The sequence below is a fragment of the Streptomyces sp. NPDC007863 genome, assembly GCF_040633895.1.
Classification (GTDB): Bacteria; Actinomycetota; Actinomycetes; order Streptomycetales; family Streptomycetaceae; genus Streptomyces.
This window is the reverse complement of sequence record NZ_JBEYEI010000007.1, coordinates 48,467-63,595: the sequence shown is the minus strand read 5'-3', so window position 1 is coordinate 63,595 and position 15,129 is coordinate 48,467. Positions and strand designations below refer to the sequence as shown.

Here is a 15,129-nt window from a genome sequence, read left to right as displayed (position 1 = left end):
TTGGATCCAGCATCCGGTCAGGCCTCGCCCCGGCTACGGCACCGTGACCACGACCTTGCCCTGGAGGCCCCCCTCGGCGTTGGCGCGCTGGGCGTCGGCGGCGCGTTCCAGGGGGAAGGTCTTCGCCACGCGGACGTCCAGGACTCCTTCGTCGGCGAGGTCGGCCAGCGCGGCGAGGTCGGTGGCGTCCGGGCGGACCCAGAAGTAGCGGCCGCCGAGCGCGAGGGCCTCGCCGTCGGCGATGGAGGCGAGGCGGCCGCCGGGGGCGAGGAGCTTGGCCGCGTGCTGGAGGAAGGGTCCGCCGAGGGTGTCCAGAAGGGCGTCGACGCCTTGGGGGGCGAGTTCCCGGACCTGGTGGGCGAAGGTCCGCTCGTCGAAGAGGACGGGCTCGGCGCCGAGTTCCCTCACCCGGTCCACGCCGGACTCGCGGACCGCGCCCAGGACGCGGCAGCCGAGGTGCCGGGCGATCTGGACGGCCATCGAGCCGACCCCGCCGCCCGCGGCGAGTACCAGGACCGTCTCCCCCGACCGTACCGACAGCGCCGTGTGCAGGGCCTGGTAGGCGGTGAGCCCCACCAGGGGCAGACCCGCGGCCTCCTCGAAGGAGCAGGAGCGGGGCTTGCGGGCGAGGGTGCGGACGGGGGCGGCGACGTACTCGGCGAAGGTGCCGTGGGCGAGGAAGTCCTCCCGGACGTACCCCATGACCTCGTCGCCCTCCGCCCACTCGGTGACGGAGACGCCGGGCCGGACGACGACGCCGGAGACGTCCCAGCCGGGGACGACGGGGAAGACGGCGTCGACCATCCCGTCGAGGTAGCCGGCCTGGGCCTTCCAGTCGACCGGGTTGACCGCCGCGGCCTTCACCCGGACCAGGACCTCGTCGGGCCCCACCTTCGGGTCGGGCAGCTCGCCGTACTCCAGGACCTCGGGGCCGCCGTAGCGGCGGTAGCTGATGGCCTTCATGGCACCGACCCTCGGTGCGGGCGGGGTGCTCCGCAAGCCGGGCGGGGCCGCGGGGGAACGGGAGGAGGGAGGGCGGTCGCCGGGAAAGCGCCCCGGGGAAGGCCCGTCGGTGGCAGGCTTCCGCTGATCGGTCGATCTTGTACCGCCGTGCCGATCCCGTCGAATCCCGTCCATCACGTCCATCCCGTCGATCCCGTCGATCCCGTCGATCCCGTCGAATACGTCTCCCGGGGGAGCCCTGTGCCTGCCACCGACCCGTACGTGGTCACGCTCGCGCCGCACGTCCACGCCTATGTCCAGCCCGACGGCGGCTGGTGTCTGAACAACGCCGGTTTCCTCGGCGACGCGGGCGAGTCCCTGCTCGTCGACACCACCGCCACCGAGCGGCGCGCCCTGTCGCTGCGCGAGGCGGTGCTCGCCGAAGGGCTGCCGCTGCCGCGCACGATCGTGAACACCCACCACCACGGCGACCACACCTACGGCAACGGCGTGTTCCGGCCGGAGGCGCGGATCGTCGGGCACGAGAACTGCCGGACCGAGCAGCTGGCCGCGGGACACCAGCTGCACCTGCTGTGGCCGCAGAACGACTTCGGCCGGGTCGAGATCACGCCGCCCGACCTGACGTACCGCGACCGGCTGACCCTGTACGCGGGCGGCATCGAGGTGCGGGTGCTGCACCCGGGTCCGGCGCACACGACCGGCGACTCGATCGTGCACCTGCCGGAGCAGGGCGTGGTCTTCACCGGGGACCTGGTCTTCCAGGGCGGCACCCCGTTCGTGCCGATGGGCACGGTGTCCGGTTCGCTGCGCGCGATCGACGTGCTGCGGTCGCTGGACGCGGAGCGGGTGGTGCCGGGACACGGGCCGGTGACGGACCCGGGCGCGTACGAGGCCACCGAGCGCTATCTGCGGTGGGTCCTGGACCTGGCCGGCGAGGGGCGGGCCAAGGGCGATCCGCCGCTGGAGACCGCGCGGCGGGCGGACCTGGGCGAGTTCGCCGGGTGGCGGGAGAGCGAGCGGCTGGTGGCCAATCTGCACCGGGCGTACGCGGAGCTGGACGGGCTCCCCGAGGGGCACCCGCTCGACCCCGCGGCCGTCTTCGGCGACATGGCGGCGATGAACGGCGGGGTACCGGTGGCCTGCCACGCCTGAGCGCGGCAGAGGCAGCGACAGCGGGCGGGCACGCGCGCGTGGGGAGGGCCGGACGACTTCCGGCCCTCCCCGTGGCCGTTTCGGGGGGTTCCTCTGGACGACATACCGACTGGTCGGTCATCATGAACGCCGACCGACCGACCCACCGGAGGTACGCCCGATGAGCCACGCCGCCCCGCCACCCGGCCTCGACCCCGAGCGCCTGCGCCACCATCTGGACCGCGAGCGGCCGGGGCTGGTCGCCGGACCCCTCGAAGCCCGGCTGATCGAGGGCGGCCGCTCCAACCTCACGTACGTCGTCACCGACGGCACCGGCCGCTGGGTGGTGCGCCGCCCCCCGCTCGGGCACGTGCTGGCCACCGCGCACGACATGAAGCGCGAGCACCGGGTGATCAGCGCCCTCGGCGGGACCTCGGTGCCGGTGCCGGGCACGGTGCTGCTGTGCGAGGACGAGGAGGTGCTCGGCGCGCCCTTCTACGTGATGGAGTTCGTCGAGGGGACCCCGTACCGCTCCGCCTCCCAGCTGGCGCCGCTGGGCCCGGAGCGCACCCGGGCCGCCGTCCTCGGCCTGGTCGACACCCTGGTCGACCTGCACGCGGTGGAACCGGAGGCCGTCGGGCTCGGCGACTTCGGCCGCCCGGAGGGCTTCCTCGACCGGCAGCTGCGCCGCTGGGGCAAGCAGCTCGTCGCCTCCCGGGGCCGTGAGCTGCCCGGCATCGAGGAGCTGCACGCCGCCCTCGGCCGCGCGCTGCCCGACTCTCCCCCTCGCTCCGCCGGGGGGACCCCCACCGCGCCCACCGTGGTGCACGGCGACTACCGGCTCGACAACGCCCTCGTCGGGGCGGACGACCGGATCACCGCCGTCCTCGACTGGGAGATGTCCACGCTCGGCGACCCGCTGACCGACCTGGGCCTCCTGGTGATGTACAGCACCCCGCTGGACCTGCCGGGCTCGCCGATCTCGACCACCGCGACCGCCGCCGGCCACCCCGCCGCCGCCGAGCTCGTCGAGCGGTACGCCGCCCGCTCCGGCCGGGACGTCTCCGCCCTCTCCTGGTACACGGCCTTCGCCTGGTTCAAGCTCGCCGTGATCCTGGAGGGCATCCACTACCGCTACACCCTCGGGCAGACCGTCGGCGCCGGCTTCGACCGCATCGGCGACCTCGTCCCCGTCTTCATCGAGCACGGCCTGACCACCCTTCAGGAGGGCTGACCCGCCATGGACTTCTCCTACGACGCCCGCACCGAGGAGCTGCGCACCCGGCTCCTCGCCTTCATGGACGAGCACGTGTACCCCGCCGAGGCCGTCGCCGAGGAGCAGCGGGCCGCGCTCGCCTCCCCGTGGGACGAGCCGCCGGTGGTGGCGGAGCTGAAGGCCGAGGCCAAGCGGCAGGGCCTGTGGAACCTGTTCCTGCCCGACGAGGAGTACGGTGCCGGGCTGACGAACCTCCAGTACGCCCCGCTCGCCGAGATCACCGGCCGCAGCCCGCAGCTCGCCCCCACCGCCCTCAACTGCGCGGCCCCGGACACCGGGAACATGGAGCTGCTCGCCCAGTTCGCCGACGAGGCGCAGAAGAAGCAGTGGCTGGATCCGCTGCTCGCGGGCGAGATCCGGTCCGCCTTCGCGATGACCGAGCCCGAGGTGGCCTCCTCCGACGCGACCAACATCGAGACCCGGATCCGGCGGGACGGGGACTCGTACGTGATCGACGGGCGCAAGTGGTACATCTCCGGGGCGATGAATCCCGACTGCAAGGTCTTCATCGTGATGGGCAAGACCGATCCGGACGGGTCGGACCTCCGCCGCCAGCAGTCGATGATCCTCGTGCCGCGCGACACCCCGGGCGTCCACGTGCGCCGGGCGATGCGGGTGTACGGCTACGAGGACCACTACCACGGCGGCCATGCCGAGGTCGTCTTCGAGGACGTGCGGGTCCCCGCCGCGAACCTGATCGGCGAGGAGGGCGGCGGCTTCGCCATCGCCCAGGCCCGGCTCGGCCCGGGCCGCATCCACCACTGCATGCGGCTGATCGGCATGGCCGAGCGGGCGGTGGAGCTGACCTGCCGGCGGGCCGTCTCCCGTACCGCCTTCGGCAAGACGCTCGCCCAGCAGGGCGTGGTGCAGAACTGGATCGCGGACGCCCGGGTGACGATCGAGCAGCTGCGGCTGCTCGTCCTCAAGACGGCCTGGCTGATGGACACCGTCGGCAACAAGGGCGCCCACACCGAGATCCAGGCCATCAAGATCGCCACCCCGCGCGCGGTGGTGGACATCATCGACAAGGCGGTGCAGGCGCACGGCGCGGGCGGCGTCTCGCAGGACTTCCCGCTCGCCGAGCTGTGGGCGGCGGCGCGGACCCTGCGGCTCGCGGACGGGCCCGACGAGGTGCACCAGCGGTCGCTGGCCCGCCGCGAGCTGAAGCGCTACCTCTGACGGCTCACGGGCGCAGGGCCCGCAGCAGGAGGTCGGCCAGGTGGTCGGCGACCTGCTGCGGGGTCAGCGGCCCGTCCGGGCGGTACCACGTGGACAGGTGGTGCACGGAGCCGAAGTGGTAGTCCACGACGAGGTCGGCGGGCGTGGCGGAGGAGAAGACGCCCGCCCGCTGGCCTTCCTCCACGAGGGCGCGGAAGCGCTCGTGGTAGCGGCGGCGCTCGGCACGGACCTGCTTGTTCTTCTCGGGGCTCAGGTGGTGCATGGAGCGGAAGAAGATCGAGGCGTCGTCGAGGTTCTCGATGGTGGTGACGACGACGTCGGCGGCGGCGGAGCGCAGCCGCTCCTCGACGGGCGCGTCGGAGCCGGCGAAGTCGTCGAGCCGCTCCTGCTGGAGCCGGAGCACGCGCGCGTAGACCTCCTGGAGGAGGTCCTCCTTGGATCCGAAGTAGTGGTAGAGGGCGCCCTTGGTGACGCCCGCCGCCTCGACGATCTCCTGTACGGAGGTACGGTCGTAGCCCTGCTCGGCGAAGAGCCGGGTGGCGGCGGCGAGGAGCCTCTGGGGGACGGGAGAACCGTCCCCGTCCGTCGTCCTGGCCATGCCCCGCCGCCTTCCGGTCCGCTGCCCCGTCCCTGGTGTACGGGGTCTGTCGTCGGTAGATCTTCCCATCCGTCGCCGGGTGCGCTATCGCGCGCCCGCCTCCCACTGCCGCTGGAGCTTGTTCATGCCGCCGAGCCAGCGCTCGGGGTCCTCGGCGCGGTTCCGGTAGAAGTCGGCGACCTCCGGGTGCGGCAGGACGAGGAAGCGGTCCTCCGCGATGGCGTCGAGGAGGGCGCCGGCGACGGTCTCGGGCTCGATGGCCGTGGGGACGAGGACGAGGTCGCCGGCCGAGCCGGTGGCGGCGAGCATGTCGGTGCGCACGCCCTGGGGGCAGATGGCGTGCACCTTGAGGCCGCGGTGGCGGTAGGTGAGGGAGAGCCACTCGGCGAAGGCGAAGGCGCCGTGCTTGGAGACGCTGTAGGGGGCCGCGCCGATCATAGTGAGCAGGCCGGCGGCGGAGACGGTGGAGACGAAGCGGCCGGTGCCGCGCTCCAGCCAGTCGGGGAGCAGGGCGCGGGCCGCGCGGACGTGGGCCATGACGTTGACGTCCCAGGCGGCCGCCCAGACGGCCTCGTCGGCGAAGGCGTCGCCGCCGGAGGCGAGTCCGGCGTTGGCGCACCAGACGTCGACGGTGCCGCCGAGTGCCTCGCGGGCCTCGTCGACGATCGCGGAGGCGTCGCCGGGGACGGCGAGCGCGCCGATCTCGTCGGCGACGGCCTTGGCGCGGGCCGGGTCGAGGTCGTTGACGACGACGCGGGCGCCTTCGGCGGCGAAGCGCCGGGCGAGGGCGGCACCGATGCCGCCGCCCGCTCCGGTGACGACGACGCCGGCGCCCCTGAGCTCGTGCGTGCCCGCGTTCATGGACCCCTCCAGGTGGTTCGGTGCGGTTCGTGCGATTCCCCTGACAGCGGGCAGACTAACCGGTCGGTATGGAGGGGTGGAAGACCTGGTTCCTTCGGCGGACGCCTTCCGCACGCCTCGTTCCCCCACGCCGTCAGGAGCGCTAGCCTGCGTGCCCATGTCACGCATGAGGCGGGAGCACGCGATGAGGCGGGAGCACGCATGAAGCGGACGAGACTGTCGCGCCGGGGTCTGCTGGCCGCCGGCGGGGCGCTGGCCGCCGCGACGGCCACGCCGGCCGCGGCCGCCCCCGGGCGGGGCCACGCGCGCGTACGGACCGGATTCGAGCGGCTCGCGGCGGACGGGTACGCCCTCCTGGCCGGCGAACGGGTCGGCGTCGTCACCAACCCGACCGGGATCACCGCCGACGCCCGCCACCTGGTGGACGTCATGCACGCCGACGAACGGGTCGACCTGATCGCCGTGTTCGGGCCCGAACACGGCTTCCGGGGCACGGCGCAGGCGGGCGGCTCCGAGGGCCGGTACGACGACCCGGCGACCGGACTGCCCGTCTACGACACGTACCTGAAGAGCGGCCGGCCGCTCGCGGACGTCTTCACGGCCTCCGGCGTCGACACCGTCGTCTTCGACATCCAGGACGCGGGCGCCCGCTTCTACACGTACATCTGGACGCTGTACGACTGCATGGTGGCGGCGGAGCTGGCCGGGAAGCGGTTCGTGGTCCTGGACCGGCCGAACCCGGTGAGCGGCCGGGCGGCCCTCGGCCCCGTCCTGGACCGGGCCTTCGCGACCTTCGTGGGCCGCGAGCCGATCGCCCAGGCGCACGGGATGACCGTGGCCGAGCTGGCGCTCCTGTTCAACGCCGAGTTCCTGACCCGGCCGGTGGAGCTGGAGACGGTCTCCATGACGGGGTGGCGGCGGTCGGACTTCTTCGACGCCACGGGGCTGCCGTGGGTGCCGCCGAGCCCCAACATGCCGACACCGGAGACCGCGCTCGTCTACTCCGGCACCTGCCTCTTCGAGGGCACCAACCTCTCCGAGGGCCGGGGCACCACCCGCCCCTTCGAACTCCTCGGCGCGGAGGGCGTCGACCGCCGCTGGGCGGAGGCGGCGAACGCACTGGAGCTGCCCGGGGTCCGCTTCCGCGAGGCCTACTTCGCGCCGACCTTCTCGAAGTTCCAGGGCCGCACGGTCGGCGGCGTGCAGCTGCACGTCCACGACCGGGAGGCCTTCGACCCGGTACGCGCCGGGATCGCGCTCCTGGTCACCGCCCGCGCCTCCTGGTCCGGCTTCGCCTGGCGGCCCGACCACTGGATCGACAAGCTCACCGGCTCCACCCGCGTCCGCACCCTCGTCGACGCCGGCGCCGCCACCGACGAGATCGTGGCCGCCTGGTCCGAGGACCTGACCGCCTTCCGCGCGGTCCGGAGGGAGCACCTGCTGTACCGGTGACGGGTGGGGCTGTCCCCCCGGCGGAGACGGGGGAGGCCGGGATGGGCCCGAGGGAGCCGCGGCGGAGAGGCTGGCGCCATGAAGCTCTCCTTACTCGGCCGCCTGCCCGTCGTGGGGCTCCTCACGGCCCTCTGCCTCGCCGCCGCCGTCCCCGGCGCCGCCGCGACCGTACGCGGGGCGCCGGGCGCCGACGACCTCGGATCCCGTCACATTGGATCCAGTGAAGTCCCCTCCGACCCCGTCCTGCGTGAACTCGCCCGCTCCGCCTCGCCGCTGGACGACACCCGGGCCCTCGACCGGATCGTCGGCCGGGCCGAGGTCGTCGGCGTCGGCGAGGCCACCCACAGTTCGGGCGAGTTCTTCGCCGCGAAGCACCGGATCTTCGAGCACCTCGTGGAGGAGCGCGGGTTCACCACCTTCGCGCTGGAGGCCAACTGGTCCACGGGGCTGCTCGTCGACCGGTGGGTGACGACCGGCGAGGGCGACATCGAGCGGATCATGCGCGACGAGTTCCAGGAGTCGTACCGGCTCTGGAACACCGAGGAGTACCTCGACCTCTTCCGCTGGATGCGCCGCCACAACGTGGAGCACCCGGAGCGGCAGGTCCGCTTCATGGGCAACGACCTCGGGTACGCGGGGCCGAACCTGTTCGACACCGTCACCGCGTACGTCGGCCGTCACCACCCCGGGCTCCTCCCCCGCTTCCGGGAGCTCTACCGGGACTCCCGCCCCACGGGCGAGGTCGAGGCGTGGATGACCGGCTACCTGAACAAGCCGCTCGCCGAACGACGGCGGATGTCCGAGGAGGTGAACCGGGCGCTGGCCCTCCTGGAGCGCCAGAGGCCCGGCACCCGCGCGGGCGCGGGCGAGGAACACCGGTGGGCGGTGCAGCACGCCCGGGCCGTCGCGCAGGTCGGCACCGAGTTCGCCCATGACTTCGCCACCCCCGAGGGGCTCGCGGCGGCCATGCTCTACCGCGACCGGACCATGGCCGGGAACACCGTGTGGTGGCAGCGGGCGACGGGCCACCGGATGGTCCTGTCGGCGCACAACGGGCACGTGGCGTACGAGACCTTCACACCCGGCCAGTACCCGCGCACCCAGGGGGCGTTCCTGCGGGACCTGCTCGGCCGGGGGTACGTGACGATCGGCGCGTCCTTCGGGCAGGGGTCCTTCAACGCCCACGACACGGGCACGCCCGGGGAGCCGCTGCGGGTGTTCACCGTCGGCCCCCAGGCGCCGGGCGGCGCCGCGCACACCCTCGACCGGGTCGCCGGCGAGCCCTACCTGCTGGATCTGCGGCGGACCGGGCCGGCGGCGCGGGCCTGGCTGGCGGAGCCCCGGGAGGTCCGGCACATCGGCACCGCCTACCCGTGGCCGGGCACGACGCCCGCCGTGCGGCTGCCCGGCGCGTACGACGGACTGATCCACTTCCCGGTCGTCACGGCGGCCCGGCTGCGCTGAGGCACGAACTGCCCGAAGAGGTCTGGGAACAGCCGGATTCGGGCATGCTGCCCAGGGGCCGCGGGACGCGTCCCCTGGGCGCTTCCTCGACGGGGAGGGACGGGCGGGCCGTGAGCGGGATGAGTGTGGATCCGTACCGGGAGATCGGATTCGACAAGGACGGGGACGGGCCCGCCGGGCAGGCCGCCGACCTGGTCGGGCTTGCGCGGCGCGGGGTGACGGACCTGGTGGTGTTCGCCCACGGGTGGAACAACTCCCCGTCCGGTGCGACGCGGTTGTACTCGGACTTCTTCGCGCCGTTCCCGGAGCTGCTGGCGCCGGGCGTGGAGGCGGGGTACGCGGGCGTGGTCTGGCCCTCGATGATGTTCACGGACGAGCCGGTGCCGGACTTCCGGGCGCTGGTGACGACGCTCCCGGAGAAGGAGCGGGCGATCGAGCGGCTCACCGAGCTGCTGGAGCTGGCGCCGCCCGAGGAAGCCGCGTTCGCCGAGTTCGGGGCGCTGCTGCGGGAGCTGGCGGACGTCGGCGGGACGGCGTCGCTCGGCGTCGGCGGGGAGGCCGTGGGCTCGGGCGAGGACATACCGGCGTTCCTGACGGCGGATCCGATGGAGACGTGCGCCCTGTTCGCGGACGCGGCGGAGGTCGCCATGGGTGCGGCCGCCTCCTCGGAGGCCCTGTTCGGCGACGGGCCGGGGCGGCTCTGGAAGGGCGGCCGGGAGGCGCTGCGGCAGACCACGTACTACGTGATGAAGCGGCGGGCGGGGCACGTGGGCGAGCGCGGGCTCGGGCCGCTGCTGGCGGAGGTGGCGCGGGCCGCGCCGGGGTTGCGGGTGCACCTCGTGGGGCACAGCATGGGCGCCCGGCTCGTGGCGTACGCGCTGCGCGGGCTGCCGGGGGCGCTGCGCCCGGTCAGGTCGATGACGCTGCTCCAGGGGGCGTTCTCGCACTACGCGTTCGCGGCCCGGCTGCCGCACGAACCCGACCGGTCGGGCGCGCTGAGGGACATGCAGCTGCGGGTGCGGGGGCCGGTGGTGGCCTGTCACTCGCGCCACGACACCGCGCTCGGCGTCCTCTACCCGCTGGCCTCCCGCGCGGCCCGTGACTCGGCGTCCCTGACGGGGCCGCTCGGGCGGATCGTGGCGCGCGACCCCCGGTGGGGTGCGATCGGCTGGGACGGCGTCCAAGGCGTGCCGGGGGCGCCGCGGCGGACGCTCGCGACGGTGCTGCGGGACGGGGTCCCGGCCTCGGGCTGCGTGAGCGTGGACACGGCGGAGGCGGTCCGCTCGCACAGCGACGTCCGACGGCCGGAGCTGGCCCGGGTGGTGGTGTCGGCGGCCCGGATCGGCCGTCTTTGAACCGCCCCCGCTGACCTGCGCGGATGCTGCCGAGCACACCTTCGGGGCGGCTGCGCGCGAGTGGCGTCTTCTCGCCACGTCGCGCGCGTTCGGCGTTCGGGCGGAACACGGCGGCGCCGCCGTTCGTCCCTCTGGTACCGCGGATGCGCGGCGACCAGCGACGGAGGTGGCGAGCGATGGCCGGTTTCCGGAGTCTCGCGAGACAGGTGCGTGATCAGGGCTGCGACACGGCACTGCGCAGGTACTCGCTGCGCAAGTGCCTGGAGCGGTTCGCTCCCTACGGGCACCGGGCGACCTGGGACCACCTGTGCCGCAGGCACGGGTTCGGACCCGACGACCGGGAGCTCGATCCGGTGCGGCTGGTGGCCGCCCTGGAGGAGCTGGAGGAGGCGCGGGCGGTCTGGCTGGCGTACGAGGCGGAGTTCGCCGCCCGGCGCCGGCGCGAGAAGCACGGCGGGCTGCGCGCCCTGGGGGCGCTGGACGACTGGCACCGGGACGTGTGGGGCGGCAACGGCGTGGTGCGGTGCGGCGATCCGGCCGTCCATCCGACGGACCCGCTGCCGCAGGTGGTGCGGCGCCTCGTGACCGCCCTGGAGCACGGACCGGGCGAGGCGTGCCCGGTGTGCGCGGGCACCCGGCTCGCCTGGGCCGACGGCCCCGGGGACCCGGAGTGGTACGGCCCGGTGTGCGCGGACTGCGGTGTCGAGGTGCCGCGCGCGGTCCTGACCCCCGGCGCCCTGGCCCGCGCCCGGGAGATACGCAGCCGCCCCCTGGTCCCGGCGGCGTGACACGGCCGTCGACGAGGGCGGAGGGCCTGGGGGTTCCGGTGCTCCAGGCGGCGCTGAACGGCACGTGGGGGGCCGGGGAGTCGGCGGTGGTGCCGCGTGATCCGGCCGGGTTCGCCCGGGCCGCGGCGGACGCGGTGGCGGCGGGCGCGGGCGAGGTGCGGATCCGGCCCCGGACGCCCTGCGGCGGCCGTTCGCTCTCGCCCCGGGTGGTGGGACCCGCGCTGACGGCCGTACGGGGAGCCGTCCGCGTACCGGTGACCGTGGCGGCGGACGCGTGGGCCGAGCCCGATCCGGAGCGGCGGGTCGCGCGGATCCGGTCCGGGGAGACGCTTCCGGACCTGGCGTGGGTGGCCTGGCACGAGCCGGGCGCCGAGGAGACCGCGGCGGCGCTGCCGGCGCGCGGGGTGGCCGTGGAGGCGGGGCTGCGGTCCGGCACGGCGGGCCCGTCCCTCTTCGCCCGCTCCCCGTCGGCGGACCGGGTGCGGCGGATCGTGGCGGAGGCACCGGCGCCGGACGGGACCGTGGAGGGCTGGGCCCGGGTGCTCGCGGAGGGTTCCGCCGGGGTGCCCGTCCTGCTGTACGGGACGGGGGCGGCGGCCCGGCCGGTGCTGCGGCTGGCCCGGCGGCTCGGTCTGGCCGGGCGGATCGGCCTGGAGGACACGCTGTTCCTCCCGGACGGCGCCCGCGCCCGCTCCACGGCGGAGCAGGTACGGGCCGCCGCGAAGGACACCGCCTAGGAGTCCCGGTCCTCGCGGCGTACGGGCAGCAGGCGGGAGCCGGCCATGCGCTCGCCGACGACGTCGTCGGGGTTGGAGAGCACGCAGGTCTCCAGGGAGAGGCAGCCGCAGCCGATGCAGTCCGACAGATGGTCGCGGAGCCGGCCGAGCCGCGTGATGCGGTCGTCGAGTTCGGTGCGCCAGGCGGCGGAGAGCCGGGACCAGTCCTCGCGGGTCGGGGTGCGCTCCTCGGGCAGTTCGGCGAGGGCATCGCGGATGGTGGCGAGCGGGATGCCGACGCGCTGGGCGGCGCGGATGAAGGCGACCCGGCGCAGGGCGTCGCGACCGTAGCGGCGCTGGTTTCCGGCGGTGCGGCGGCTGCCGATGAGTCCCTTGGCCTCGTAGAAGTGGAGGGCGGAGACGGCGGCACCGCTGCGGGCGGAGAGCTGACCGACGGTGAGCTCGTGGATCTTCTCGGGAATCTGCGGCACCCCTCGAACCCTACTGGTCCGTCGCCACCGGTCCGTTGACATGGCGCCCCTCACCCCACATGCTGAGCAAGCGCTTAGACACAGACCGTTTGGTATGTCGTACGAGAAGGGACCGGGTACATGGCCGAGCCGAGGATCTTCACTTCCGCCGGGGAACTGCGCGCGGGGGTCGGCGAGCAGCTGGGGCACAGCGACTGGCTGGAGATCGACCAGAAGCGGATCGACCTCTTCGCCGACGCCACCGGCGACCACCAGTGGATCCACGTGGACCCCGAGCGCGCCGCCGGGGGCCCCTTCGGTTCGACGATCGCGCACGGCTACCTCACCCTCTCGCTGCTGCCGCTGTTCGTGCCGCAGGTGCTGCGGGTCGAGGGCATGAAGATGGGCCTGAACTACGGCACGGAGAAGGTGCGCTTCCCCGCGCCGGTGCCGGTCGGCTCGCGGCTGCGCGCCACGGCGGTGCTGACGAAGGTGGAGGAGGCGGGCGGCGGCGTGCAGGTCACCGCGAAGGTGACCGTGGAACGCGAGGGCGGCGACAAGCCGGTGTGCGTCGCCGAGTCGGTCTCGCGCTACTACTTCTGAGCCGGTCAGGGGCCGGGGCGGCCGATCCCGTCAGCGGTGGCCCACCATGCGGAGCACGAGGTCGGCGTAGAGCGCGCCGACCTCGTCGGGCGTCCGGCGGCCCTCGGGGTTGAACCAGCGGGCGACGTCGATGCAGAGCGAGAGGACGGCGACGGTGGTGCCGGCCACGTCGGCCTGGTCGAACTCGCCGGCCGCCACGCCCTGCTCGATGATCCGGCGCACGCTCGCGTCGGTCTCCCGGCGCAGCTCCACGATCTCGGCGCGGTGCTCGGGGCCGAGCGCGTCGAGCTCGTACTGGACGACCCGGGCGGTGGTGTGGTGCTCGGCGTGCCAGCGGACGAAGGAGCGCACGGCGTCGGCGAGCCGCTCGGACGCGGCGCCGCCGCCGGACTCGGCGGCCCGGAGGATCTCCAGCGCCTTGTCGTGACCGATGCGGCTGATCCGGTGGAGCAGCTCTTCCTTGGTCTTGTAGTGGATGTAGAGCGCGGCCGGGCTCATGCCGGCCCGCCCGGCGATGTCCCGGGTGGTGGTGGCGTGGTAGCCGCGTTCGGCGAAGGCCTCGACGGCCGCGACCAGCAGCCTCCGGGCGGCCTCGGGCGTGACCTCGCCCCAGGGCACGTCCTCGCCCTCGGGCGTCTGCTCCGCCGCGCTCATCCCACACTCCTCCTCGGACCGGTCAGGACGAACACCATACAACGAAGCTGAGCAAGCGCTTAGAGCCGTCCGCGCTCCGGCGGCCGCTCAGAGCTTCTGCTGGAAGGGGTCGTGCTCGGCGAGGAGCTTCTCCAGACGGGCCTGGTCGACCCGGCTGACGATCCGGTCCGACTCCTGCCGGTCGCGGACCACCTTGGCGAGGGTGAAGGCCGAGGTGGTGAGGTAGAGGACGGAGACCGCGAGGAAGGCGCGCACCCAGGCGCTGGCCTCCAGCTGGTAGATCCCGATGGCGACGGCCGCGAGGGCGATCGCGAAGGAGATGACGGCCTGGGCGTGGTAGGCGTTGGTGTTCTGCTGCTTGACCTGTGACTCGCTCATGAGGAGAGCTTCCGGCGGATGTGGCGGGCGCCACATCCGCACGGATACTCAGGGCCGGCTGGGGTCCGGGGCTCAGAAGGCGGAGACGCCGGTGAGCGACCGCCCGATGATGAGCTTCTGGATCTGGCTGGTGCCCTCGTAGAGGGTCATCACCCGGGCGTCGCGGAGCAGCTTGCCGACGGGGTACTCGTCGATGTAGCCGTAGCCGCCGAAGACCTGGAGGGCGTTGTTGGCGCAGCGCACGGCGGCCTCGGAGGCGTACAGCTTGGCCTTCGAGGCGGCGGTGGCGAAGTCCTCGCCGCGGTCGACGAGGTCGGCGACCCGCCAGGTCAGCAGCCGGGCCGCGTCCACGTCGACGGAGATGTCGCTGAGGAGTTCCTGGACGAGCTGGTACGAGGCGATGGGCCGGCCGAACTGCGCGCGCTCCCCCGCGTAGCGGACGGCGGCGTCGAGGGCGGCCTGGGCGATGCCGACGCAGCCGGCGGCGACCGACATCCGGCCCTTGGCGAGGGCGGACATGGCGACGGCGAAGCCCTTGCCCTCCGGGCCGAGCATGGCGGAGGCCGGGACGCGCACGCCCTCCAGGACGAGTTCGGCGGTGGCCTGGCCGCGCAGCCCGAGCTTGCCGTGGACGGCGCGGCGGGTGAGGCCGGGCGTGTCGGCGGGGACGAGGAAGGCGGAGACGCCCCGGTGGCCGGGGGTGTCGTTCGTCCGCGCGAAGAGCAGGACGACGTCGGCCCAGGTGCCGTTGGTGATGAACATCTTGGTGCCGTCGATGACGTAGTCGCCGCCGTCGCGCACGGCCCGGGTGGTCAGGTTCCCCGCGTCGGAGCCGGTGCCGGGCTCGGTGAGGCCGAAGCAGCCGAGGGCATCGCCCGAGGCGAGCCGGGGCAGCCAGGCGCGCTTCTGCTCCTCGGTGCCCCAGGTGGCGAGGGTCTTGGCCACCAGGCCGAGGGAGACGGAGACGATCCCGCGCACGGAGGAGTCGCCGCGCCCCAGCTCCTCGGTGACGAGGCAGTACGCGAGGTGGTCGCCGCCCGATCCGCCGTACTCCTCGGAGATGGTGAGCCCGAGGAAGCCGACGGCGCCGAGCTTCTTCACGATGCCCCGGTCCACCTCCTCCGCGCGGTCCCACGCGGCGGCGTGCGGGGTGACCTCGCGGGCGACGAAGTCCTCGGCGAGCCGGCGTACGTCCTGCTGCTCCTCGCTCAGCGCCAGATCCACGGTGCCACCTCACCCAT

The 15,129-nt window shown here is 74.0% G+C and carries 16 protein-coding genes; 9 read left to right on the top strand and 7 right to left on the bottom strand.

Annotation, left to right across the window (positions count from 1 at the left end; all coding sequences use genetic code 11):
- Window positions 1-33: 33 nt before the first annotated feature.
- On the bottom strand, window positions 34-963 hold the full coding sequence (locus tag ABZ621_RS12970; RefSeq protein ID WP_360603684.1) for an NADP-dependent oxidoreductase: 930 nt from the start codon (window positions 961-963) through the stop codon (window positions 34-36).
- Window positions 964-1,203: 240 nt separating this feature from the next.
- On the opposite strand from ABZ621_RS12970, the gene ABZ621_RS12965 reads away from it, so the two are divergent.
- The 3 genes from ABZ621_RS12965 (at window position 1,204) to ABZ621_RS12955 (ending at window position 4,549) form a co-directional block, all read left to right on the top strand.
- On the top strand, window positions 1,204-2,115 hold the full coding sequence (locus ABZ621_RS12965) for an MBL fold metallo-hydrolase (RefSeq protein ID WP_360603682.1): 912 nt from the start codon (window positions 1,204-1,206) through the stop codon (window positions 2,113-2,115).
- A gap of 160 nt (window positions 2,116-2,275) precedes the next feature.
- Window positions 2,276-3,328 (top strand): phosphotransferase family protein, encoded by a 1,053-nt coding sequence (locus tag ABZ621_RS12960; protein WP_360603680.1) that lies wholly within the window; start codon window positions 2,276-2,278, stop codon window positions 3,326-3,328.
- 6 nt (window positions 3,329-3,334) lie between these two features.
- A complete protein-coding gene (locus tag ABZ621_RS12955; protein ID WP_360603678.1) occupies window positions 3,335-4,549 on the top strand; it encodes an acyl-CoA dehydrogenase family protein in 1,215 nt (404 codons plus the stop codon).
- 4 nt (window positions 4,550-4,553) lie between these two features.
- Here the strand turns inward: ABZ621_RS12955 and ABZ621_RS12950 are convergent, their stop codons facing one another.
- The gene (locus ABZ621_RS12950; protein WP_360603676.1) at window positions 4,554-5,147 is read right to left on the bottom strand and encodes a TetR/AcrR family transcriptional regulator; all 594 of its coding nucleotides are present in this window, start codon (window positions 5,145-5,147) and stop codon (window positions 4,554-4,556) included.
- A gap of 84 nt (window positions 5,148-5,231) precedes the next feature.
- Window positions 5,232-6,008 carry an SDR family oxidoreductase gene (locus tag ABZ621_RS12945; RefSeq protein WP_360603674.1) on the bottom strand — a complete coding sequence of 259 codons (777 nt, stop codon included), beginning with the start codon at window positions 6,006-6,008 and terminating at the stop codon, window positions 5,232-5,234.
- Window positions 6,009-6,209: 201 nt separating this feature from the next.
- Here ABZ621_RS12945 and ABZ621_RS12940 point away from each other — a divergent pair, with 201 nt between their 5' ends.
- The 5 genes from ABZ621_RS12940 (at window position 6,210) to ABZ621_RS12920 (ending at window position 11,804) form a co-directional block, all read left to right on the top strand.
- Window positions 6,210-7,460 (top strand): DUF1343 domain-containing protein, encoded by a 1,251-nt coding sequence (locus tag ABZ621_RS12940; RefSeq protein ID WP_360603672.1) that lies wholly within the window; start codon window positions 6,210-6,212, stop codon window positions 7,458-7,460.
- A gap of 78 nt (window positions 7,461-7,538) precedes the next feature.
- Window positions 7,539-8,924, top strand: coding sequence for an erythromycin esterase family protein (locus tag ABZ621_RS12935; RefSeq protein ID WP_360603670.1), 1,386 nt, complete (start codon window positions 7,539-7,541; stop codon window positions 8,922-8,924).
- 119 nt (window positions 8,925-9,043) lie between these two features.
- Window positions 9,044-10,279 (top strand): serine-threonine protein kinase, encoded by a 1,236-nt coding sequence (locus ABZ621_RS12930; RefSeq protein WP_360604138.1) that lies wholly within the window; start codon window positions 9,044-9,046, stop codon window positions 10,277-10,279.
- Between the two features lie 176 nt (window positions 10,280-10,455).
- Window positions 10,456-11,067 carry a hypothetical protein gene (locus ABZ621_RS12925; RefSeq protein WP_360603668.1) on the top strand — a complete coding sequence of 204 codons (612 nt, stop codon included), beginning with the start codon at window positions 10,456-10,458 and terminating at the stop codon, window positions 11,065-11,067.
- 86 nt (window positions 11,068-11,153) lie between these two features.
- A complete protein-coding gene (locus ABZ621_RS12920; protein WP_360603666.1) occupies window positions 11,154-11,804 on the top strand; it encodes a 3-keto-5-aminohexanoate cleavage protein in 651 nt (216 codons plus the stop codon).
- Here ABZ621_RS12920 and soxR read toward each other — a convergent pair.
- Window positions 11,801-12,274 (bottom strand): redox-sensitive transcriptional activator SoxR, encoded by a 474-nt coding sequence (gene soxR, locus ABZ621_RS12915; RefSeq protein ID WP_360603664.1) that lies wholly within the window; start codon window positions 12,272-12,274, stop codon window positions 11,801-11,803. The genes ABZ621_RS12920 and soxR overlap by 4 nt on opposite strands.
- Before the next feature lie 120 nt (window positions 12,275-12,394).
- Between soxR and ABZ621_RS12910 the strand changes: the two genes are divergently transcribed.
- Window positions 12,395-12,856 (top strand): MaoC family dehydratase, encoded by a 462-nt coding sequence (locus ABZ621_RS12910; protein WP_360603662.1) that lies wholly within the window; start codon window positions 12,395-12,397, stop codon window positions 12,854-12,856.
- A gap of 30 nt (window positions 12,857-12,886) precedes the next feature.
- Here ABZ621_RS12910 and ABZ621_RS12905 read toward each other — a convergent pair whose 3' ends face one another.
- From ABZ621_RS12905 to ABZ621_RS12895, 3 genes are all read right to left on the bottom strand, one after another.
- On the bottom strand, window positions 12,887-13,510 hold the full coding sequence (locus ABZ621_RS12905) for a TetR/AcrR family transcriptional regulator (RefSeq protein ID WP_189953364.1): 624 nt from the start codon (window positions 13,508-13,510) through the stop codon (window positions 12,887-12,889).
- An 87-nt stretch (window positions 13,511-13,597) separates the two neighbouring features.
- On the bottom strand, window positions 13,598-13,888 hold the full coding sequence (locus ABZ621_RS12900; protein WP_169092536.1) for a YiaA/YiaB family inner membrane protein: 291 nt from the start codon (window positions 13,886-13,888) through the stop codon (window positions 13,598-13,600).
- Window positions 13,889-13,960: 72 nt separating this feature from the next.
- Window positions 13,961-15,112 (bottom strand): acyl-CoA dehydrogenase family protein, encoded by a 1,152-nt coding sequence (locus ABZ621_RS12895; protein ID WP_360603660.1) that lies wholly within the window; start codon window positions 15,110-15,112, stop codon window positions 13,961-13,963.
- Window positions 15,113-15,129 lie beyond the last annotated feature (17 nt).